Origin of the sequence: Streptomyces sp. NBRC 110035 (assembly GCF_000829695.1) — a bacterium.
Taxonomy (GTDB): domain Bacteria; phylum Actinomycetota; class Actinomycetes; order Streptomycetales; family Streptomycetaceae; genus Streptomyces.
The window spans coordinates 92,251-112,742 of record NZ_BBNN01000029.1; the positions used below are offsets into that span (position 1 = coordinate 92,251).

General features: G+C 72.8%; 13 protein-coding genes, 1 tRNA gene and 1 pseudogene. 7 read left to right on the top strand and 8 right to left on the bottom strand.

Annotated elements, in window-relative coordinates; genetic code table 11:
* Window positions 1-10: 10 nt before the first annotated feature.
* Both TU30_RS19685 and TU30_RS19690 read right to left on the bottom strand, forming a co-directional pair.
* Window positions 11-667 carry a hypothetical protein gene (locus tag TU30_RS19685; protein WP_042171749.1) on the bottom strand — a complete coding sequence of 219 codons (657 nt, stop codon included), beginning with the start codon at window positions 665-667 and terminating at the stop codon, window positions 11-13.
* Window positions 668-893: 226 nt separating this feature from the next.
* On the bottom strand, window positions 894-1,631 hold the full coding sequence (locus tag TU30_RS19690) for an HNH endonuclease family protein (RefSeq protein WP_042171750.1): 738 nt from the start codon (window positions 1,629-1,631) through the stop codon (window positions 894-896).
* Between the two features lie 237 nt (window positions 1,632-1,868).
* Between TU30_RS19690 and TU30_RS19695 the strand changes: the two genes are divergently transcribed.
* Complete coding sequence (locus tag TU30_RS19695; RefSeq protein WP_042171751.1) at window positions 1,869-2,060, top strand: antitoxin; 192 nt, start codon at window positions 1,869-1,871, stop codon at window positions 2,058-2,060.
* A gap of 218 nt (window positions 2,061-2,278) precedes the next feature.
* On the opposite strand, the gene mfd is transcribed toward TU30_RS19695, so the two are convergent.
* Window positions 2,279-5,869 carry a transcription-repair coupling factor gene (gene mfd / locus TU30_RS19700; protein ID WP_042171752.1) on the bottom strand — a complete coding sequence of 1,197 codons (3,591 nt, stop codon included), beginning with the start codon at window positions 5,867-5,869 and terminating at the stop codon, window positions 2,279-2,281.
* A gap of 232 nt (window positions 5,870-6,101) precedes the next feature.
* Between mfd and TU30_RS19705 the strand changes: the two genes are divergently transcribed.
* Both TU30_RS19705 and TU30_RS36075 read left to right on the top strand, forming a co-directional pair.
* Entirely contained in the window at window positions 6,102-6,893 is a 792-nt protein-coding gene (locus TU30_RS19705) for a class I SAM-dependent methyltransferase (RefSeq protein WP_158719340.1), read from the top strand.
* Between the two features lie 97 nt (window positions 6,894-6,990).
* Window positions 6,991-7,590: a hypothetical protein gene (locus TU30_RS36075; RefSeq protein WP_042171753.1), complete on the top strand. Its 600-nt coding sequence runs from the start codon at window positions 6,991-6,993 to the stop codon at window positions 7,588-7,590.
* 351 nt (window positions 7,591-7,941) lie between these two features.
* On the opposite strand, the gene TU30_RS19715 is transcribed toward TU30_RS36075, so the two are convergent.
* From TU30_RS19715 to TU30_RS19730, 4 genes are all read right to left on the bottom strand, one after another.
* Window positions 7,942-10,521 (bottom strand): ABC transporter permease, encoded by a 2,580-nt coding sequence (locus TU30_RS19715; protein ID WP_042171754.1) that lies wholly within the window; start codon window positions 10,519-10,521, stop codon window positions 7,942-7,944.
* The gene (locus TU30_RS19720) at window positions 10,518-11,306 is read right to left on the bottom strand and encodes an ABC transporter ATP-binding protein (RefSeq protein WP_042171755.1); all 789 of its coding nucleotides are present in this window, start codon (window positions 11,304-11,306) and stop codon (window positions 10,518-10,520) included. The genes TU30_RS19715 and TU30_RS19720 overlap by 4 nt, the downstream gene beginning before the upstream one ends.
* 530 nt (window positions 11,307-11,836) lie before the next feature.
* Window positions 11,837-14,431 carry an SUKH-4 family immunity protein gene (locus TU30_RS34300; protein WP_042171756.1) on the bottom strand — a complete coding sequence of 865 codons (2,595 nt, stop codon included), beginning with the start codon at window positions 14,429-14,431 and terminating at the stop codon, window positions 11,837-11,839.
* A gap of 9 nt (window positions 14,432-14,440) precedes the next feature.
* Window positions 14,441-15,427: an SMI1/KNR4 family protein gene (locus tag TU30_RS19730; protein WP_078878379.1), complete on the bottom strand. Its 987-nt coding sequence runs from the start codon at window positions 15,425-15,427 to the stop codon at window positions 14,441-14,443.
* Between the two features lie 354 nt (window positions 15,428-15,781).
* On the opposite strand from TU30_RS19730, the gene TU30_RS19735 reads away from it, so the two are divergent.
* Window positions 15,782-16,300: a YwqJ-related putative deaminase gene (locus TU30_RS19735; protein WP_042171758.1), complete on the top strand. Its 519-nt coding sequence runs from the start codon at window positions 15,782-15,784 to the stop codon at window positions 16,298-16,300.
* 119 nt (window positions 16,301-16,419) lie between these two features.
* Window positions 16,420-16,953: an SUKH-3 domain-containing protein gene (locus TU30_RS19740; protein ID WP_042171759.1), complete on the top strand. Its 534-nt coding sequence runs from the start codon at window positions 16,420-16,422 to the stop codon at window positions 16,951-16,953.
* 76 nt (window positions 16,954-17,029) lie between these two features.
* Here TU30_RS19740 and TU30_RS38050 read toward each other — a convergent pair.
* Window positions 17,030-18,350: pseudogene (locus TU30_RS38050) on the bottom strand (sensor histidine kinase).
* Window positions 18,351-18,698: 348 nt separating this feature from the next.
* On the opposite strand from TU30_RS38050, the gene TU30_RS19750 reads away from it, so the two are divergent.
* A tRNA-Gln gene (locus TU30_RS19750) sits at window positions 18,699-18,774 on the top strand.
* Between the two features lie 131 nt (window positions 18,775-18,905).
* Window positions 18,906-20,354: a bifunctional UDP-N-acetylglucosamine diphosphorylase/glucosamine-1-phosphate N-acetyltransferase GlmU gene (glmU, locus tag TU30_RS19755; protein ID WP_042171760.1), complete on the top strand. Its 1,449-nt coding sequence runs from the start codon at window positions 18,906-18,908 to the stop codon at window positions 20,352-20,354.
* Window positions 20,355-20,492: the final 138 nt, after the last annotated feature.

Here is a 20,492-nt window from a genome sequence, read left to right on the forward strand (position 1 = left end):
GCCGTCACCCTCACCTGCCCCCTTGCTTGTCGCCGTCGCCCCGGCCGCCGTCGCTTCTGCGCAGGTAGTCGCTGAGCTCGTCGAGTTCGGCGCGCACCTGGTCGATCCGGGCCGGCCCGGGCTGCTGCGGCGACTGGGCCGGAGGTACGGGGGTGGGGGCCCCGTCGTGGTGCGGCACGGGCGGCCGGGGCATCTGCGGGGGCATCCCGGGCTGGGGCTGCGGCACCGGTGTGTGCGCGTACGGCGACGTGGGCTGCGGGTAGCCGTACGGGGCGGGGGCGCCCCCGTGCGCGTGCATCGTCGTGGCGTGGGGCGACGGCATGCCGTGCACCCCGTACTGGCGCAGCCGGTGGTGGTGGCGGATGTCCACGGTCAGGTAGTACGCGGCGGCGGCCGCGCCCAGGAGCAGGAGGCCGAAGAGGGCGACATCGGTCCGGGGGTCCGACTCCGGGAGCGAGCCGATCACCATCAGCAGGAAGAGGGAGAGCGGCAGGCTCACCCAGGCCATCAGCCAGTCGGGGAGGCGGCCCCGCAGGACCGCGACCCGGAACAGCGGCACGCAGGCCAGCAGCCCGCACGACAGGACGCCGGCGGCGGCGATCAGCACGCGCAGGGAGATGACCGTTGCCGTACTGCGCTGGGGCGGCGCCGCGCCGTGGCCGTACATGACTGCTCCTGGACCGGTGTGGCCGATGGGACGAGTGGTGCGAGTGGTGCGAGTGGTGCGAGGGGTACGAGCGCGCGAGTGACACGCGTGGTACGGGTCGTGCGGGTGGTACGGGTGGGCGAAACCGCGCGAGCGGAAGGCGCCGGGAAGTCCGAGCGTATAGGCCGATGGGGACAACCGGTCCCGGTGTGTACCGAACCGTTGCCGACCGTTGCCGTCAGGACGGTCAGCCGCCGCACTGCCGCAGCATCATCTCCTTGTCGTCGGCGGTCACCGGCATCTCGTACTTGACGGCGACCTGGGCGAAGCGGACCGCGTACGCGCACCGGATCCGTTTGCTGGGCGGCAGCCAGGCCGCGGGCCCGGAGTCGCCCTTGGAGGAGTTGGCGCCGCCGTCGACCGGGAGGAGGTTGAGGCTGTCGTTCGCCAGCTGTTCCCGTTTGTCCACGGACCAGCGGGAGGCGCCCATCTGCCAGCTGTACGAGAGCGGCACCACGTGGTCTATCTGGACCTCGGCGGCTTTCGCCTTCTTCCAGGCGATGTCCTTGCCCGTGTACGGGTCGTACACGTCCATCGAGACGACCACGCAGTCGGAACCGGTACGGAACTCGACGTTGCGCCCGTGGAGTTTCAGCAAGTCGTTCCGCGTGTCGCAACCGTTGCGGGCGAACGGCACTCCGTCGGCCGTGTCCTTCCAGGCGTAGCCGAACTCGTCGCGGTCGTAACCGGTCTTCGGCCCGCGCCCCTTGGTCCGCACCGTCTCGATGAGTGCACGCCCGTCGGCCCGGTCCGCCTCCCCGGTCAGCGGGGCGAGGCCCGGTCCGGTGCCGTCCGGGTTGTCCAGGGGGCTGACGGCGCGTCCGTCCGGCGCCTGCGCCGCGCCGCCGCCCTCGGCGGGAGAACCGCTCCCCTCCTCCAGGACCTCGCAGCCGGCGAGGAGCAGTACGGCGGCCAGCGCCGCCACTCCCGCGCGTCCCGCCGCGCCCCGCGTCCCGCCCCGTGCCGCGCACGCCGAGAACGTCGTCGAGTACCGCCCCACGGCGCACCACCCCTTTGCCCCTCTGCACCCGTCCCCGAACGGCCGGATCGCACCTGGTCCCACCGTAGCCAGAGAGAGGTCCAGACCACATCGGTACAAATCGAGCATCAAGGGATGATTCCGCGTAGGGTCGGTGCTGAGACACCCGGGAAGGAGCTCCGGATGGGCATCCTCGACAAGTTCAAGAGCAACCGCTCGGCGCAGGACAAGGCGAAGAAGGCCTCCGACGCGGCGGAGAAGAAGATCAACAAGAGGACCGGCGGCAAGCACGAGAGCCAGGTCGACGCCGGACAGCGGCAGGCCGAGAAACGGTTCGGCCTGCACCGCGACCGGGGCCACCACGACCAGGCGTAGACCCCGGGTCTCCTCGCTCAGCCGTCCGCCCCCACGTCACCGGAACCCGACGTGCCCCAGGGCCGGGAACCGCCCACGGACCCCCTTCCCGTGGGCGGTTTCGCGGGTCCACCGGTTTCGCGGGTCCACCGGTTTCGCGGGTCCACCGGTTTCCCGTGTCCGCCGTTTCGTGTGTCCGCCGTTTCGTGTGTCCGGGGCCCGGAACGGGGCGGGGCCGGTCACGACCCCAGGACCGACGTCAGGAACTCCCCGACCCACGCCAGCAACTCCCGGCCGACCAGCGGCTTCCCGCCCACCTTCGCGGTCTTCGGGCGGGGCACCAGCACCTGGCGCGTGGTCGGCTTGATGACCGTGCCCGGGTAGAGCCGCTTGAGGCGCAGTTCCTGGGACTCGCGCAACTCCACCGGCGCGAACCGGATGTTGTTGCCCTGCAGGACGATCTCGCCGACACCGCACGCGCGGGCGAGCATGCGCAGCCCCGCCACCAGCAGCAGGTTCTCCACCGGCTCCGGCAACGTGCCGTAGCGGTCGACGAGTTCCTCGCGCACCGCCGTGACGTCCTCCTCCTTGTCGGCGGCGGCGATCGCCCGGTACGCCTGCAGACGCAGCCGCTCGCCGGGCGCGTAGTCGTGCGGGACGTGCGCGTCGACGGGCAGCTCGATCTTGACCTCGAGCGGCGGCTCCTCCTGGATCCCGCCGGTCTCCAGCTGGCGCCGGTAGTCCGCGACGGCCTCGCCGACCATCCGGACGTACAGGTCGAAGCCGACGCCCGCGATGTGGCCCGACTGCTCGCCGCCGAGCAGGTTTCCGGCGCCGCGGATCTCCAGGTCCTTCATCGCCACGTACATGCCCGCGCCCATCTCGGTGTGCTGGGCGATCGTCGCGAGGCGCTCGTGCGCGGTCTCCGTCAGCGGCTTCTCCGGCGGGTACAGGAAGTACGCGTAACCGCGGTCCCGCCCGCGGCCGACCCGGCCGCGCAGCTGGTGCAGCTGGCTCAGGCCGAAGTTGTCGCCGCGTTCCACGATCAGGGTGTTGGCGTTGGAGATGTCGATGCCGGACTCGACGATCGTCGTCGACACCAGCACGTCGAACTTCTTCTCCCAGAAGTCGACGACGACCTGCTCCAGCGCCGACTCCGACATCTGTCCGTGGGCGGTCGCGATGCGCGCCTCGGGCACGATCTCGCGCAGCCGGGCCGCCGCGCGGTCGATCGACTCGACCCGGTTGTGGATGTAGAAGACCTGCCCCTCGCGCAGCAGTTCACGGCGGACGGCCGCGCCGATCTGCCGCTGGTCGTACGGGCCGACGAAGGTGAGCACCGGGTGGCGTTCCTCCGGCGGCGTGGTGATCGTCGACATCTCACGGATGCCGGTGACCGCCATCTCCAGGGTGCGCGGGATCGGAGTGGCGGACATGGTCAGCACGTCGACGTTGGCGCGCAGCTTCTTCAGCTGCTCCTTGTGCTCGACGCCGAACCGCTGCTCCTCGTCGACGATGACCAGGCCCAGGTCCTTGAACTTCGTCTCCGAGGAGAACAGCCGGTGGGTGCCGATGACGACGTCCACCGAGCCGTCCTTCAGCCCTTCGAGGACCGCCTTCGCCTCCGTGTCGGTCTGGAACCGGGACAGCGCCCGCACGTTCACCGGGAACTGCGCGTACCGGTCGCCGAACGTCCCGAAGTGCTGCTGCACCAGCAGCGTCGTGGGGACGAGGACGGCGACCTGCTTGCCGTCCTGCACCGCCTTGAACGCGGCCCGCACCGCGATCTCCGTCTTGCCGTAGCCGACGTCGCCGCAGATCAGCCGGTCCATCGGAACCGTCTTCTCCATGTCCTCCTTGACCTCGGCGATCGTGGTGAGCTGGTCGGGCGTCTCCGCGTACGGGAAGGCGTCCTCCAGCTCGCGCTGCCAGGGCGTGTCGCCGCCGAAGGCGTGCCCGGGGGCCGCCATGCGCGCGCTGTACAGCTTGATCAGGTCGGCGGCGATCTCCTTGACGGCCTTCTTGGCGCGGGCCTTCGTCTTGGTCCAGTCGGCGCCGCCGAGCCGGTGCAGGGTGGGCGCCTCACCGCCGACGTACTTGGTGATCTGCTCCAGCTGGTCGGTGGGAATGTAGAGGCGGTCGCCGGGCTGGCCGCGCTTGGCGGGGGCGTACTCCACCACCAGGTACTCGCGGGTCGCGCCCTGCACGGTGCGCTGCACCATCTCGATGTAGCGGCCGACGCCGTGCTGCTCGTGGACGATGTGGTCGCCCGGCTCCAGGGTGAGCGGGTCGATGGTCTTGCGGCGCCGGGCCGGCATGCGCACGCCCTCGCGGCCGGACGCCTTCTGGCCGGACAGGTCGGTCTCGGTGAGCACGGCCAGGTGGAGCACGGGGTCGACGAAGCCGTTGTCGAGGGAGCCGCAGGCGACGTGGACGACGGCCGGGGCGATCTCGCCGAGCTCGCCCGTCCCCGCCTTCCCGTCGGCCGCCCCGGCCAGGCGGGCCGGGACGCCCTCGCCGCCCAGCACCTCCACGGTGCGGGCGGCCGGGCCGTGGCCCTCGGTGACGAACACCGTGCGCCAGCCGTCGGCGAGCCAGCCCTTGGTGTCGGCGAGCGCCCGCGCGGTGTCGCCCCGGTAGGCCTCCGGGGCGCGCATGCCGAGCTTGAGGGTGTCCGAGCCACCCGCCCCGTCGCCGTCCCCGTCGGACGCGAACGACTCGTCGGCGGCGAACGGCGACACCGACCACCACATCATCCCCAGCTCACGGGCCCGCTCCCGGACGTCCGCGATGGACCGCAGGGAGGCCGCGCCGACGTCGATGGGCGCCTCGCCTCCCTGGGCGGTGGCCGCCCAGGACGCCTGCAGGAACTCCTGCGAGGTCGCCACCAGGTCCGAGGCGCGGGTGCGCACCCGCTCCGGGTCGCACACGACGCCCATGCTGCCCTCGGGCAGGACGTCGAGGAGCAGCTCCATGTCGTCGACCAGGACCGGCGCGAGGGACTCCATGCCCTCCACCGCGATCCCCTCGGCGATCTTCCCGAGCAGCTCGCCCAGCTCCGGGTGCCGCTCGGCCAGCACCCGCGCGCGCTCCCGTACGTCCTCGGTGAGCAGCAGCTCGCGGCAGGGCGGGGCCCACAGGCCGTGCTCGGCGACCTCCAGGGAACGCTGGTCGGCGACCTTGAAGTAACGGATCTCCTCGACCTCGTCGCCCCAGAACTCCACCCGGAGGGGGTGTTCCTCGGTGGGCGGGAACACGTCGAGGATGCCGCCGCGTACGGCGAACTCGCCACGCTTCTCGACCAGCTCCACCCGCGCGTACGCGGCGGCGGCGAGCGCCTCGACCGTCTCGTCCAGGTCGGCGCTCCCTCCGGTCCGCAGCGCGACCGGCTCCAGCTCGCCCAGGCCCTTGACCTGCGGCTGGAGCACGGACCGTACGGGCGCGACGACGACCGACACCGGACCCGTCTCCGGGTCGTCCGCGCGGGGGTGCGTCAGCCGGCGCAGCACGGCCAGGCGGCGTCCCACGGTGTCGCTGCGCGGGCTGAGCCGCTCGTGCGGCAGCGTCTCCCAGGACGGGTACTCCGCGACCTCCTCGGGCGGGAGCATGGAGCGCAGGGCCGCCGCCAGGTCCTCCGCCTCCCGGCCGGTCGCCGTCACGGCCAGCACCGTGCGGCCGGTCTCCCGGGCGAGGGCGGCGACCGCGAACGGGCGGGCGGCCGAGGGGCCGACCAGGTCGACATGCATGCGGTTGCCGTCGGCGGCCGCCGAGATCGCTTCCGCGAGGGCGGTGTCCTTGACGACGGCGTCCAACAGACCGTGCAGGCTCATTCGGGGCGGCTTCCCTCCGGAGGTGTGCAACACGACGGGCCCGACACGCGCCGCGGGCCGGGGGTCTCCAGCGTACGACGCCCGGCCCCGGCCCCGCCGCCCCGTCCGGCGGCGGGGCGGCGGGCGGCCGGGGCGGCGGGCGGACGGGGCGGCGAACGACGGGCGAACGGCGGATGAGCAGCCCTCGTCGGGCCGCCCGTGTCGTCACAACCGGTAGATCGTTGATCCGGCCGTGGCTACGGAAAGTTACGGCGATGTGCTCTTCTCATCGGCACGCGACAACGAACAGACACGTCTGGACGGGCTCACCCGGGCCCTGGACCCTGTCTCCTTCCAAACCCTGCACGACCTGGGTGTCGGGCCCGGCTGGCGCTGTCTCGACGTCGGAGCGGGGACCGGTACCGTCAGCTCCTGGCTGAGCCGGACCGTCCACGGGCCGGTCACCGCGCTCGACCGCGACATCACGTTCCTCGCGCGCAAGCGGTCGCACCTCGATGTCGTCCACGCCGACGTCAACGACACCGACTTCCCTCCGGGCGCGTTCGACCTCGTCCACGCCAGGCTGCTGGTGATGCACCTGCGGCAGCGGGAGGAACTGCTGCCCCGCATGCTGTCCTGGGTGCGGCCGGGCGGGCTGCTGGTGCTCACCGACGGTGTCGCCCTGCACCCCGAGCAGTACCATCACCCCGCCTACCGCGAGGTGATGACGGGCCACTTCCGCATGATGGCGAACGTGATCGGCAGCGACCTCCACTTCGCCTCCCGGTACCCGCAGATCCTCACGGACCTGGGACTGGCCAAGGTCGGTCTGCTCGCGCACCATCCGATCATCGGGATGAATCCGGGGTTCGGCACCTTCGTCGCGCACACGCTCGAGCAGTCCGAGAGCCACCTGCTGGCCGACGGGGTGGCCAAGGCCACGCTGGACGAGGCCGTCGCCCACGTGCGCCGGCCCTCGACCCGGGAGATGTTCATCGCGATGCTGACGGCGTGGGGCCGCAGACCGCACGAGGCCGCCCGGTAGACCCGCCCCGCCCCCGCCCCCGCGCACTCCTCCCGCGCTCCACCGCGCTGTGAGAGGCCCCCACCCCCGCATTCAGCGAAAGCAGGCCGCGTATCAGATGACCACAGCTCCTCCTTACGCTCCGCCCCCCGGTTCCGCACCCGGCCTCGACCGGCGCATCGCCGGGTTCGCCTCGGCCCGCACGCGCATGCTCCTGGCGAGCGACGGCCTGACGACCGTCCTGCTCGAAGCGGTGGTGAAGGCGTCCCTGCACGTCCGGATCACCCAGACCGCCCGGCTGTCCGCGCACGCCCTCGACGACTCCGCCTCCCGGGCGGCGCTGGGTCTCGAGGCGGGCCGGCCGTGCCTGTTGCGCCGGACCCGGCTGGTCACGCCCGCCGGTGTGCCCGTCTCCGCCAACGTCGTGGTCGCCGCGGCCGGCCGCGACGCGGACGTGGACGCGGCGATGCTGGCCCCGCGGCCCCTGGGGTACGCGCTGGCCGGCCGGGGCAGCCGGCTGGAGCGGCGGCTGCTCCACGTCGGGCGTGCCGCCTGGCCCGAGGCACCGGACAAGCCCTGCGCGTCGAAGACGTACGTGATGTGCGACGCGGGCGGGCCGCTGATCTTCGTACGGGAGATGTTCAGTCCCGCCTACTTTCCCGCCGGCACGGAGGGGACGGACGGGACGGACGGGACGGACAGCACGGACGGGGGCTGACAGTACGGGCGGGGTCGCCACCGTGCGTGAGGCGTGCGCCGGCGGGTAAGGCCGGGGCCGGAGGCCGTCGCCGTCACGCGGGCTCCGGCCGCCCCGGGCCCCCGCACGCGCGAAGCCGCCCGACCTCGACCCCGACCGACTCGGCCCGCGTCTTCCGGACCCCACCTCTCCCCGACCCCGCACGCGCGAAGCCGCCGACGCCGACGCCGCGGCCAGGCCCGCTTCTGTCACGGTCCCCCACCCCCTGCCCCGGGCCCCCGCACGCGCGAAGCCGCCCGGCGCCGGTGGCCCTCCTGGGCCTCCGGCGCCGGGCGTTCCCCCGCACCCCCCGTGTGCGGTGGCCGGCCGCGGCTACTCCGTGGCGATCGCGTTCAGGACGTTCATCCGGCCCGCCCGGAACGCCGGGACCAGGGCCGCGAACAGCCCCACGAAGGCCGAGGCGATGAACACACCGATGATCGTCGGCCACGGGATCTCGAGGACCTTCAGGCCCTCCAGCGCGAGGAGCTGCTGGGCGGTGGCGCCCCAGCCCATGCCGAGCCCCAGGCCCAGCAGGGCACCGAAGAGGGCGATGACGACCGACTCCAGGCGGATCATGCGGCGCAGCTGGCGGCGCGAGAGACCGATGGCCCGCATCAGGCCGATCTCCCTCGTCCGCTCGACCACCGACAGGGCCAGGGTGTTCACCACACCCAGGACCGCGACGACGATCGCCAGGGCCAGCAGGCCGTAGATCATGTTCAGCAGCTGGCCGATCTGGTCCTCGAGTGCTTCCTTGTAGTCGGTCTGGTCGCGCACGGTGTACTGCGGGTAGCCGCGCAGCGAGTCCTTCAGCGCCGTGTACGCAGCCTCCTGCTGCCCCTCCTTCGCCGTGGCGAAGAGCAGCGTGTCCAGCGGCAGCCTGTCGGCCGGGACGTACGTCGCGAGGGTGTCGATCGACGTGTAGATCGCACCCGCGTCGACCACGGCCTCGCTGCTGGTGATCGCCCGGACGGTCAGGGTGCCGGTCTCCCCGTCCTTGAACGCGACGTCGATCGTCGAGCCGAGGCCGATGCCGTGGTCCTCGGCGAACTTCTCGTGGACGGACATCGAGTCGGGCCGGTAGGCGTCGGAGAGCTTCCCCTCCACCGTCTCCACCCGCAGGTCGGTGGCGTACGTCGGGTCGGCCGCCGTGATTGCCGTGTCCTCGAGCCGCTTCCCGTCGGGTGTGGTGAAGTCCGCCTCGGTCCACTTGTACTCGGTGACGCGCTCCAGCTCCGGGGTGTCCTGCACCGCCTTCACCGCCTGCGGGGTGAGGAGCTGGCCGCTGTCGGACTGGATGATGAAGTCCGTGCCGACGGTCTTGTCGAGCTCGTCGGTGGCGGAGGCCACCATGGACGAGCCGACCACCGACAGGCACGCCACCAGGGCCAGCCCGATCATCAGCGCGGCACCGGTGGCGCCGGTGCGGCGCGGGTTGCGCAGCGCGTTGCGCTCGGCCATCCGCCCCACGGGGCCGAAGACCCGCAGCACGACGACGCCCAGCACCCGGACCACACCGCCGGCGAGCAGCGGGCCGATGAGCACGAACCCGATCAGCGAGAGCACCACGCCCAGGCCCAGCCACATCGATCCCTCGGCGGCCTTGTCCGCCGCCGAGGCGAGGTACAGCGCGAACGCGCCGACCGCGGTCAGGAACGTGCCGATGCCACCCCGGATCCGGCCGGCCCTGGCGTCCGCGGGGGCACCCGCGTCACGCAGCGCGGCCATCGGGGAGATCTTCCCGGCCCGTCGCGCGGGCAGGTAGGCGGCCAGGACGGTGACGACGACCCCCAGGAGCAGTCCGACCACCGGGGTCGTCCAGGCGACCGTGAGGTCGTCGGTGGACAGCTCCATGCCGACCGCGCCCATGAGCTTCATCAGCCCGACCGCGAGCCCGACGCCCGCGACCACCCCGAGCACCGACCCGACGAGGCCGAGGAGCAGCGCCTCGATCAGCACCGAACGGTTGACCTGCTTGCGGGAGGAGCCGATGGCCCGCATCAGGCCGATCTCCCGGGTGCGCTGGGCGACCAGCATGGAGAACGTGTTGATGATCAGGAAGATGCCGACGAGGAACGCGATCGCGGCGAAGCCGAGCATCGCGTACTTCAGGACGCTCATGAAGCCCTCGACGTCCTGCTGCCCGGCCTCCGTGCTCTCCTTGGCGGTCAGCACCTTGTAGTCGCCGCCCAGAGCGGCCACGACGTTCTGCTTCAGCTGTGCGTCGCTGACGCCGTCGGCGGCCGTGGCGTTGACGTTGGTGAAGACACCGCTCTCACCGATCAGGGCCTGCTGGGCGGTCGGCGTGTCCAGGAAGAAGATCGCGGCGCCGGGGTTGGTGACGGTGAAGTCGGTGATGCCGGAGATCTTCGCGGTGTGCGAGCCGACCACGCTGATGACACTGATCGCGTCACCGAGCTCCAGGCCGTGCTTGTCGGCGGTGTCGGCGTCCACCATGACCTGGTCGGGGCCCTCGGGCGGCGCACCGGAGGTGATCTTCATGGTGCGGGCGTCGTTGGCGGTCCAGTTGCCGACGATGGTCGGGCCGCCGCTGGTGGGCGAGAGGCTCTCCTTGTCGCGGTCGACGACGGTCAGCGCGGTGGAGTGCAACGCCCCCTCGGCCGACTTCACCCCGTCCACGTCCCGCACCCGGGCGAGCACGGACTCCGCGACGACCGGCGGCTTGCCGGTGTCGGAGGTGGTCTCGCCGCCGTCGGAGGCGTCCTTGGCGCTGACCGTGACGTCCGACGCGGTGGCCGCGAACAGCTTGTCGAACGTCGTCGACATCGTGTCCGTGAACACCAGCGTCCCGGACACGAACGCCACCGACAGCAGCACCGCCACCGCCGACAGCGCCATCCGTCCCTTGTGCGCGAGGAAGTTGCGCATCGAGGTCTTCAGCACGGTCATGACGTACGCCCCCGGGCGTCGAAGTCCTTCATGCGGTCCAGGACCTGCTCGGCCGTCGGCTTGTGCATCTCGTCGACGATGCGGCCGTCGGCGAGGTACAGCACCCGGTCCGCGTAGGAGGCGGCGACCGGGTCGTGCGTGACCATCACGATGGTCTGGCCCAGGTCGTCGACCGAGCGGCGCAGGAAGCCGAGGACCTCGGCGCCCGCGCGCGAGTCGAGGTTTCCGGTCGGCTCGTCACCGAAGATGATCTCCGGCCGGGCCGCCAGGGCCCGCGCCACCGCCACCCGCTGCTGCTGCCCGCCGGAGAGCTGGGTGGGCCGGTGCCTCAGCCGGTCGGACAGTCCGACGGTCTCCACCACCCGGTCCAGCCACGGCTGGTCCGGCTTGCGGCCGGCGATGTCCATGGGAAGCGTGATGTTCTCGATCGCGTTCAGCGTCGGCAGCAGGTTGAACGCCTGGAAGATGAAGCCGATCCGGTCCCGGCGCAGCCGCGTCAGCTTCTTGTCCTTCAGCCCGGTGATCTCCGTCTCGTCCAGGTGGATCTGCCCGCTGGTCACCGTGTCGAGCCCGGCCAGGCAGTGCATCAGCGTGGACTTGCCGGACCCCGACGGGCCCATGATCGCGGTGAACCGGCCGCGGGCGATGTCCACGTCCACGTGGTCGAGGGCGACGACGCGGGTCTCCCCGGACCCGTATGCCTTCACGACCTGCCGGGCCCGCGCGGCAACGGCCGTGCGCCCACCGGTTCCTCCGTGCTTGGGAAGGGTCACAGCCGATGTCACGGTAAGTCTCCTATGTCGGTCGGCAAGAGGGAAAGCGGTGCCCGCGCGACCGCCGTCGTGCCCGACGGCCGCTCCGTGCGTGTTCGTTCGACGTGATGCAGTCTGGCGGCGGGGAGGGCCGGGCGCCCTGGTGCCCGGCGCAGTCTTCCTCGGGGGAAAACCCCACCCCCCGGTGGTGTGCTCGCCGCCCCCCAGCGGCGTAAAGCCAGGTTAAGAACCGACCCCGCCCCGTCTCGTCCTCCGCCGGTACGAGCCCTCCCCGAGCCGTAGTACGGAGGTACCCCTAGGGGCTCTCCACCGGCAGGCGGAGCACTTCTCGGGGTTCCTCCTCCTGAGGTCCCGGCCAGCCTCCACCCTCACCCCACGTCAGGGTCAAGTACCGCAGCGGCGAACGGACCTGGGGAAACAGCCGCGGCCGCGGAGCCGGGGCACACGGACGGGGGCCGGGTCCGGCCGGATACGCGTATCCGGCCGGACCCGGCCCCCCCCACCCCGCCCTCCGCCTCAGCGGCGGGGACGGGAACGACGGATCAGAGCAGCCCGTCCCACATCTGCTCCAGCAGCACCGACCACCAGCTCTCCGGCGAACCGAGCGCCGCGGGATCCAGCGCCGTCAGCTGCATCTGGAAGTCGACGGTCCAGCGGCCCGCCTGCTCCTGGTTCAGCCCGAACCGCAGCCGCCACATCCGCCCCAGCAACGCCAGACAGCGCGCGAACTCCGGCAGCCCCGTGTTCACGAACTGCGGCGGTACGGGCGCACCGCCCGGCCCCGCCTCCACCGGCACCGCGACGATGTTCGCCGTGCCGTACTGCACACAGATCGCCTTGCCGAAGTCGCTGCCCATGACGAGGTACGAGCCCGCGTCCGACGCCGGCTGCACACCCCGCTCCGCGGCCAGCTCCGCCAGGGTCGGCACCGGACGGCCCGGCTGGGCCTGCGCCCAGAAGAACGGACCCATGTCCAGCGGCAGCCCGGCCACCACCAGCGTGTGCGCCACCACCGGCGGCACCCCCTGCCGGGACACCGCCTGCTGCTCGAACCGGAACACCCCCGGCCCGAACGCCCCCGCCAGCTCCTGCCCGACGGCCTCCGGCGGAAGCGGCGGCGCCGGCTGCACCGGCGTCAACGGCGCGCGCACCGGCGCCGGCCGGGCGGGCCCGTCCGCCACCTGGTGCAACTCACCCTGATGGACGAGCAGTTGCTGCATGCCCTGCTGCCGGCTCGCATGATCCGTGCCGTACGGCGCGATGTTCGTGATCCGCGCCTGCGGCCACTGCTCCCGGATCATCCGCGCACAGTACGCGCCCGGCAGCTGGCACGACTCCAACTCCGTGTGCAGTTCCAGCACCTGATCCGGCGGCACGTTCATCGCCCGCAGCTCGTGGAAGATCTGCCACTCCGGATGCGGCGTGCCCGGCGCCGAACGCCGGATCAGCTGCTGCTCGGAACCGTCCTGCGCGCGGTAGCGCAGCACGGCCTGATAACCGGGACCGACCGTCGGCTGCCCGACCGGCTGCGGCGGATAGCCGTAGGCCGGCGGCCGACCGGGCCCGGGCACACCCGGCGGCACCGCCCCCGGCGTTCCGGGCGGCATCCCGCCGGGCACCCCCGGCGGGGCGGGGGGCGGTGGCACACCCGGGCCACCGGGGGCCGAGGGCGGCGGAGGCGTACCGGGCCCACCGACAGGAGGGCCCGCCAGCACGGTCTCCGCGTGATGCACGGGACCACGCCCGCCCGCCGCGGCCCCCGGAACCCCCGGAGCGCCGGGCGGATGCGGCGCACCCGGAACGCCGGGAGGCCCGGGAGGCTGCGGCGCACCCGGAACGCCGGGAGGGCCGGGAGGCTGCGGCGCACCGGCACCCGGTCGGCCGGGGTCGGCGAACATCGTCACGGCGTGATGGACGCCGCCGGGCGGCGTGCCCGGCGCAGGCGGGGCACCGGGCGGAGGCGTCGGGGCCCCGGGCGGCTGCGGACCGCCCGGGGGACCTCCCTGGCCTGCCGGACCTCCCTGGCCGTCGAAACCGCCGAGGCCGTTGGACCCCAGGGACGACACCAGCTGCGTCGGCATGTACCCGCCCGCCGGACCGCCCGGCGCGCCGGCCCCCGAGGGGGGCGCCGACGGAGGCGGCGGCGTACCCCCCGGCCGCGCACCCGGCGCACCCGGCGTACCCGGGGCTCCCGGCGCTCCCGGCGGAGGCGGCGGCGTCGGACCCGCGGGACGGTGCGGGGGTGCCGCCTTGCTGGTCGCGGCGTCGGCGGTGTCCGCGGCGTCCTGTGCCGGCGGAGGCGTACCGGGAGCCTCCGGCGCACCCGGCGGAGTCTGCGCGTCCGCGTCCTGCAGCGCCGGCGTCAGCGCCGTAGGCGGCAGCTGGCTGCCCCCCGACATCAGCGCCGTGGGGGCGTCCGCCGCCGACGCCGAGGGCGGCGGCGTGCCGTCGTCGGACCCGCTCAGCGGCGGCGCGAACACGGTGACCGGGAGCGGCACCGAACCGTCCTCACCGGCGTCGGCGTTCGTGTCCGTACCGGCCCACGGCGTCGCCCCGGCCGGAGTGCCCGCACCGGTCCCCGCCGGGGAGCCGTCCCCGCCGGCAGCGGGCCAGGCGGCACCACTCCCGGGCGCCGCCGGCGCACCCGGCACCGCGGCACCGGCGGCCGCGGCACCGGACCCGGCCGTACCGGACCCGCCGGATTCGCCCGCCGTCCCGGCCGTGCCCTCCGAGCCGTCCGACGTCTCCCCCCGCCGGTCCGGAATCCCCAGCCGGTCCGCCGCCTCCTGCAACCACTCCGGCGGACTCAGCAGGAACGACGTCTGGTTCAGGTCCACCCGCGCCGGAGCCGCCGGCGCCGGCCCTTCCGCCTCGTCCGTACGGGCGTACTCCTCCTCGTACCGGCGGATCACCTCGCCCACCGCCAGCGCGGGCCACAGCGTGGCCTCACCACTGTCCCGGGCGATCACCAGCCGCTGGCCACCGCCGTCCGACCGCGGCCCGTCCTCGCGGTCCTCCGCCCACACCACGAACCCGAGGCCGAACTCCCGCACCCGCACCTCACGGTGCTGATACGACGGCACTTCCCCGTTGACCCACTCCTCCGCACGCTCCTGCGCCTGCGCGAACGTCACCATCGCCGGACCTCACTCCCCCGCAGCAACCGGAACGACCTGCGCGAAGCCGCCGTCCACCATCAGATTCGCCACCGTCTCCAGCTCCGGCGGCGACCCCGCCAGCCGGGCCAGGAACGCGTCGAAGTCGTCCCCGCACGGCAGCAGCAGCCGCTCCACCCGCTCCGCCGGCGGCCACGACGGATCCACGTCCCGCGCGTCGTCGTAGGCGCAGAACCACACCGAACCCACCCGGTCGCCCCGCACCTTCACCGCCAGCAGACCTCCCTGGACGAAACCGACGGCCAGATAGTCCTTGGTCAGGTGATCACGCAGACACTTGTTGATGTACACCAGGTCGTTGACCGCGGCCTCGTCCCGCACCGTGAAGAACGGCTGGTCGACCAGCAGGCCCAGTTCGGCGTCCAGCGCCGTGCCCACCGGCGCGCAACCGCCCGCCGTCTTCAGGAACGACCGGTACGCGCCGGGCAGCCGGTAGCCGAGGTCCTCCTCGACGTTCAGCACCTGCGCCTCGGTCACCGCGAGCCCCGGCTTCGGCAGCCGGAAGTGCGCCGGACGCGTCTCCTGCAACGGCCGCGTGCCCCGCTTCTCCTGGTCCACGCCCGACGTCACCACCCCACCATGGTGCCGCAGCAGCGCCTTCACCTCGACCGGCACCAGCTCCAGCCGCCGCGACGCCACCGCGTGGTGCCACGTCCAGCCGTGCGGCGTCGCCACCGCGGGCACCGTGCCCCACAGCTCGTGACCGGTCGCCGCCAGCGCCGCGTTCGCCGACACGTAGTCCGTCAGCCGCAGCTCGTCGACGCCGAAACCCTCCGGCGGCTCCGCGATCTCCGCCGCCGCCCGCGCGTAGGGCGAGAAATCGGGGTAACCGCGCTCGTCCACCCGTACCCCTCTCGGGTGACGGGCCGCCCGCACCGGATCCGGGAAGTGCACGACCTGCCCGGCATAGGCCGCATTCGGCGGCACGGCTCTCTGTCCGAGCCGACCTGTCGTCATGGCGGTTGCCCCCTGCGGCACTCTGTACGCACCGCGCCGACCACCATCGTGCCGTCACGGAGCGTATTCGACTGTCACGTCTGTCTCGACTGCTTGACGCCGCCACCCCCACCGGCGCCCCGCACGCCGTCCGTACGGTTCACCGCAGGAATCGCGACACCAACAGCCTATGCGGTACGACGGCACCGGTCACCGGGCACCGGCCGCCGGCCCGTCCGCTTCCGTGACCAAACGTCACCCTCCCGTGACAGCTCGCCCAAAGCTGGGCGTGTCGCCCCGCCCCAGCTTCCCCATCAGCCGCGCCGTTTGGCACTCTGTGACCTTCCGGGGGAGGCACGGGAGGGGAAGGCGATCATGAACATGACTCAAACAGGAGCACCGGCGGGACACCCCGCCGACCCGCGCGGCGGCGACCCCCGCATCGGCTGGAGCAGCACCGACGCCGCCCGCACCCCCCTCCTCCACCACCGCCGCGACGGCATCCTGCCCACCATCGCCGCCGCCCTCTCCATCCGCGGCACCACCCTCACCGGCACCGCCGCCCGCGCCGACAGGCCCCCCGAACTGCACCCCCTCGTCCAGGATTTCCTCGACACCCTCACCAGCGGCCAACGCGACCGCTTCACCGGCCGCTGCGCCGAGACGATCCTCATCTCCCGGCACCTCACCGCCGCCGACTCCGCGCGCAGCAAACGCGCCGCACGCAAACCCATGACCAACGGCGAAGCGCGCAAAGCACTCAAACACGCCAAGCTCACCGCCCGTCACATCCGCGAGGACGGCGACCCCCTCCACGGCGGCTACGCCGCCCCCTGCCGGGCCTGCACCGCCCTCGCCGCCCACTTCGGCGTCCGCGTCGTCGACCCCGGGTGAACCCGTCCGGTGAGTGATTCCGTACGCCCGGTCCGTATCCACCCCTGAGCCACGCACCACCGCCACCCGGCCGGCCCCCACCCCCCACCGGCCGCACCACCACGACGAACGAACGGCAGATGCGCACCGACCACGCACCCTCCCCCAACCACCCGGCCCCGCCCGGACCGGGGGGAACCTCCCACCGCTTCCCCGCCCCCGTCGCCGCCGCCCTGCGCGCAGCCGGCTGGCAGCCGGGACGCTGGGACATCGGGCAAGCCGAAATCTGGGCCGACACCCTGCGTGACCACACCTCACCCGCAGGACACCGCCACACCGTCTTCCCCGCCGCCGTGGAGGCCTGGGCCGAATTCGGCGGACTCCGTATCGCCCCCGCCGGCCCCGGCCGCCAACTCGCCCCCGCCGCCCTCCACCTCGACCCCCTCCACGGCCTCCACATGGCCCGCACCCTCGGCGACCTGGGCCGCGCACTGCACACCGAGGTCTGCCCCGTCGGCGCCGACCCCGACACCCGCACCCTCGTCGCCATCGACACCGAAGGCCGCGTCCACGCCCTCGACCACACCGGCGACTGGTACCTCGGCCACGACATCGACCAGGGCCTCACCGCCCTCCTCTCCGGCACCGAACCCACCCGCCTCACCACAGGCTGACCGGCCACCACGCCCGCCGGACACCCGGCCACCACGCCCGCCGTTCACCAGTCGCCGTCGCCGGCCGCCGGCCGCCCTACGACGCCGGAATCACCGCCGACACCCGGAACCCCCCCCGCGTCCGTCGGCCCCGACACGAACACCCCGCCCAGCGCCGACACCCGCTCCTTCATCCCCACCAGACCGTTCCCACCCGACGGCAGCCGCGCCGAGGACCCCGCCTCCGGCGGCGGCTCGTTCTCCACCTGCATCGCGATCTCCGACACCCGGTGCGCCAGCCGCACATACGTCTTCGCCCCCGGCGCGTGCTTGTGCACGTTCGTCAGCGCCTCCTGCACCACCCGGTACGCCGTCGACTCCACCACCCCCGCGTACGACCGGCCCTCCCCCTCCACCGACAGAGCCACCACCATCCCCGCAGCCGCCGACTGCCCCACCAGTTCGTCTATCTCCGACAGGCTCGGCCCCTCAGCCCCACCGGGCCGCTCCTCGCTCACCGCCCGCGACGCCGCCGCGGCCGCCGCCGCGCCCACCGCCGCCAACGGCAACGCCGACCCCGCCCTGCGCCCCGCACCGTCCCCACCGGACCGCAGCACCCCGAGCATCTCCCGCAGCTCCGTCAACGCCTGCCGGCCCATGTCCCCCACCAGCGCGGCGTTCTTCACTGCCTTCTCCGGATCCTTGCGCGCCACCGCCTGCAACGCCGCCGCGTGCACCACCATCAGACTCACCCGATGCGCGACCACGTCGTGCATCTCCCGCGCGATCCGCGTCCGCTCCTCGTTGCGCGCCCACTCGGCCCGCTCCTCGGCCCGCTCGGCCAGCAGCTGGAGCTCCCGCTCCAGACTGTCCGCCCGCTCCCGCAGGCTCTCCATCAACCGCCGCCGCGCCCCCACGTACAGCCCCAGCAGCACCGGCGGCGCGGTCAGCCCCACCGACGTCGCGACCGACGCGAACGGAACGAACCAGTCCCCCAGGTCCAGCTCCCCCCGCGCCATGTCCTGCCGCACCCGCACCAGCGTCACGATGAACGTCCCCACCAGCGACATCCCCGCCAGCGACGCGATGATCCGGCGCGGCAGCTCCGACGCCGCCAGCGTGTACAGGCCCACCAGGCCCATCAGGAAGCCCATCTGCGCCGGCGTGATGGCGATCACCACCAGCACCACGGCGATCGGCCAGTGCCGCCGCACCACCAGCACCGACCCCGCCAGCAACCCGAACAGCACCCCCGCGGCCACCGGAATCCCCGCGTCCCGCGCGAACGGAATCCCCTCCAGCCCGCACTCCAGCGCGGACACCACCGCAAGGCCCACATCCAGCACGGCACTACGCCGTCTGCCCCACCACCACGGCCCTCCACGGGCCGTCACATGGTCTTCCCCCGTCGTGGTCATGCCTCCACCCTAAAGGCGCCCGGTGCCGGACTTCCGGGGACTTTCCCCGACTGACTCCCCCCACATCCCGTGACCGTTCAGGTGCGCTACATCCCGAAATCCCTCGCACTGCCGAACCGCACGCCGTCCGAGTCAGGAAGTCCGCGTTCCGCCCGGACGGCATGTCCGTGACCCACGCACCGGGCACATACGCCGATTCCGGAGCCCTCGGGGAACGGGCGACAGCCATCGCGGGCGTCTCGTCCTCGCCGTGCGGCAGAGCGGTGAGCCGTACCGCCGCGTCGAGGGTGGGTGGGTCGCCGTCGTGACCCACGCGCGAGCACCTCTCCGGTAAGGTCTGAGGCGCCGTCCCCCGTGGTGTAACTGGCAGCACACTAGATTTTGGATCTAGTAGGACAAGGTTCGAATCCTTGCGGGGGAGCCACAGCGCAGCAAGACTCCCGTGCGGGTCCCGACCGGTCGGACCACCGGTCGGGGCCCGCACGCGTGTCCGCCTCGAAACACCCCGGTATCCTGCGGATGTCCCCCTCCCCCTCACAGCCGAAGGGCATCCTTGTGAGCGCCAATCGCCCGGCAGCCGTCGTCGTTCTCGCAGCGGGTGAGGGCACCCGTATGAAGTCGGCCACGCCGAAGGTCCTGCACGACATCTGCGGCCGTTCCCTGGTGGGTCACGTGCTGGCCGCCTCCGGTGAGCTGGAGCCGGAGAACCTGGTCGTCGTCGTGGGGCACGCACGCGAGCAGGTGACCGCGCACCTCGCCGAGGTCGCCCCCGACGTACGTACCGCCGTCCAGGCGGAGCAGAACGGCACCGGGCACGCGGTGCGGATGGGGCTGGAGGAGCTGGGCGGCTCCGTGGACGGGACCGTGGTCGTGGTCTGCGGTGACACTCCGCTGCTGACCGGTGAGACGTTGCGGCGGCTGTCGGCCACGCATTCCGCGGACGGGAACGCGGTGACGGTGCTGACGGCCGAGGTGCCGGACGCGACGGGGTACGGGCGGATCGTGCGGGACGCGGCCTCGGGCGCGGTGACGGCGATCGTGGAGCACAAGGACGCGTCCGAGGAGCAGCGGGCGGTCCGGGAGATCAACTCGGGTGTGTTCGCGTTCGACGGCGCGTTGTTGGCGGATGCGTTGAAGAGGGTGCGGACGGACAACAGTCAGGGTGAGGAGTACCTGACGGACGTGCTGGGGATTCTGCGTGAGGCGGGGCACGGGGTGGGCGCGTCGGTGGCGGGCGACCACCGGGAGATCGCGGGGATCAACAACCGGGTGCAGCTGTCGCAGGCGCGGCGGATCCTCAACGACCGGCTGCTGACCGCCGCCATGCTCTCCGGGGTCACCGTCGTCGACCCCGCCACGACGTGGGTGGACGTCACGGTGACGTTCGAGCAGGACGTGGTGGTGCATCCGGGGACGCAGCTGCACGGCGCCACGCATCTCGCCGAGGGGTGCGAGGTGGGCCCCAACGCGCGGCTGACGGACACGCGGGTGGGTGCCGGGGCGCGGGTGGACAACACGGTGGCGTCGGGTGCGGAGGTGGGTCCGGAGGCGACGGTGGGGCCGTACGCGTACCTGCGTCCGGGGACCCGGCTGGGCCGCAGGGGCAAGATCGGCACGTACGTGGAGACGAAGAACGCGTCGATCGGCGAGGGGACGAAGGTTCCGCATCTGTCGTACGTGGGGGACGCGACGATCGGCGAGTTCTCGAACATCGGTGCGGCGAGCGTGTTCGTGAACTACGACGGGCAGGACAAACATCACACGACGGTCGGGTCGCACTGCCGGACCGGGTCGGACAACATGTTCGTGGCACCTGTCACCGTCGGGGACGGTGCCTACACTGCCGCCGGCTCTGTGATCACGAAGGACGTACCGCCCGGTTCGCTGGCCGTGGCCCGGGGCCAGCAGCGGAACATCGAGGACTGGGTGGCCCGTAAGCGTCCGGGGAGCGCTGCCGCGAGGGCCGCGGAGGAGGCCGCCCGGGAGTCGGCCGGGCAGGATTGACCGGAAAGCGGTGCGCCGGAGTCGTCGTATCGTGATAAGTGCACATCCGCACCCCATCAGGTGAGATGACCTTTCGTGTGCCGCCTGAGCGGTCCGGGGGATCTCTCGCCGTCGAGCCGCGAGTTTCTGCGACACCTC

Bases quoted from the DNA above. Each gene is read 5' to 3' on its own strand.
- TU30_RS19695 (WP_042171751.1), top strand. From the start codon at position 1,869: ATGGGCATCCTCGACAAGTTCAAGAGCAACCGCTCGGCGCAGGACAAG.
- TU30_RS34300 (WP_042171756.1), bottom strand. From the start codon at position 14,431: ATGGTGACGTTCGCGCAGGCGCAGGAGCGTGCGGAGGAGTGGGTCAAC.
- TU30_RS19730 (WP_078878379.1), bottom strand. From the start codon at position 15,427: ATGACGACAGGTCGGCTCGGACAGAGAGCCGTGCCGCCGAATGCGGCC.
- mfd (WP_042171752.1), bottom strand. From the start codon at position 5,869: ATGAGCCTGCACGGTCTGTTGGACGCCGTCGTCAAGGACACCGCCCTC.
- TU30_RS19715 (WP_042171754.1), bottom strand. From the start codon at position 10,521: ATGACCGTGCTGAAGACCTCGATGCGCAACTTCCTCGCGCACAAGGGA.
- TU30_RS36075 (WP_042171753.1), top strand. From the start codon at position 6,991: ATGACCACAGCTCCTCCTTACGCTCCGCCCCCCGGTTCCGCACCCGGC.
- TU30_RS19685 (WP_042171749.1), bottom strand. From the start codon at position 667: ATGTACGGCCACGGCGCGGCGCCGCCCCAGCGCAGTACGGCAACGGTC.
- TU30_RS19735 (WP_042171758.1), top strand. From the start codon at position 15,782: ATGAACATGACTCAAACAGGAGCACCGGCGGGACACCCCGCCGACCCG.
- TU30_RS19740 (WP_042171759.1), top strand. From the start codon at position 16,420: ATGCGCACCGACCACGCACCCTCCCCCAACCACCCGGCCCCGCCCGGA.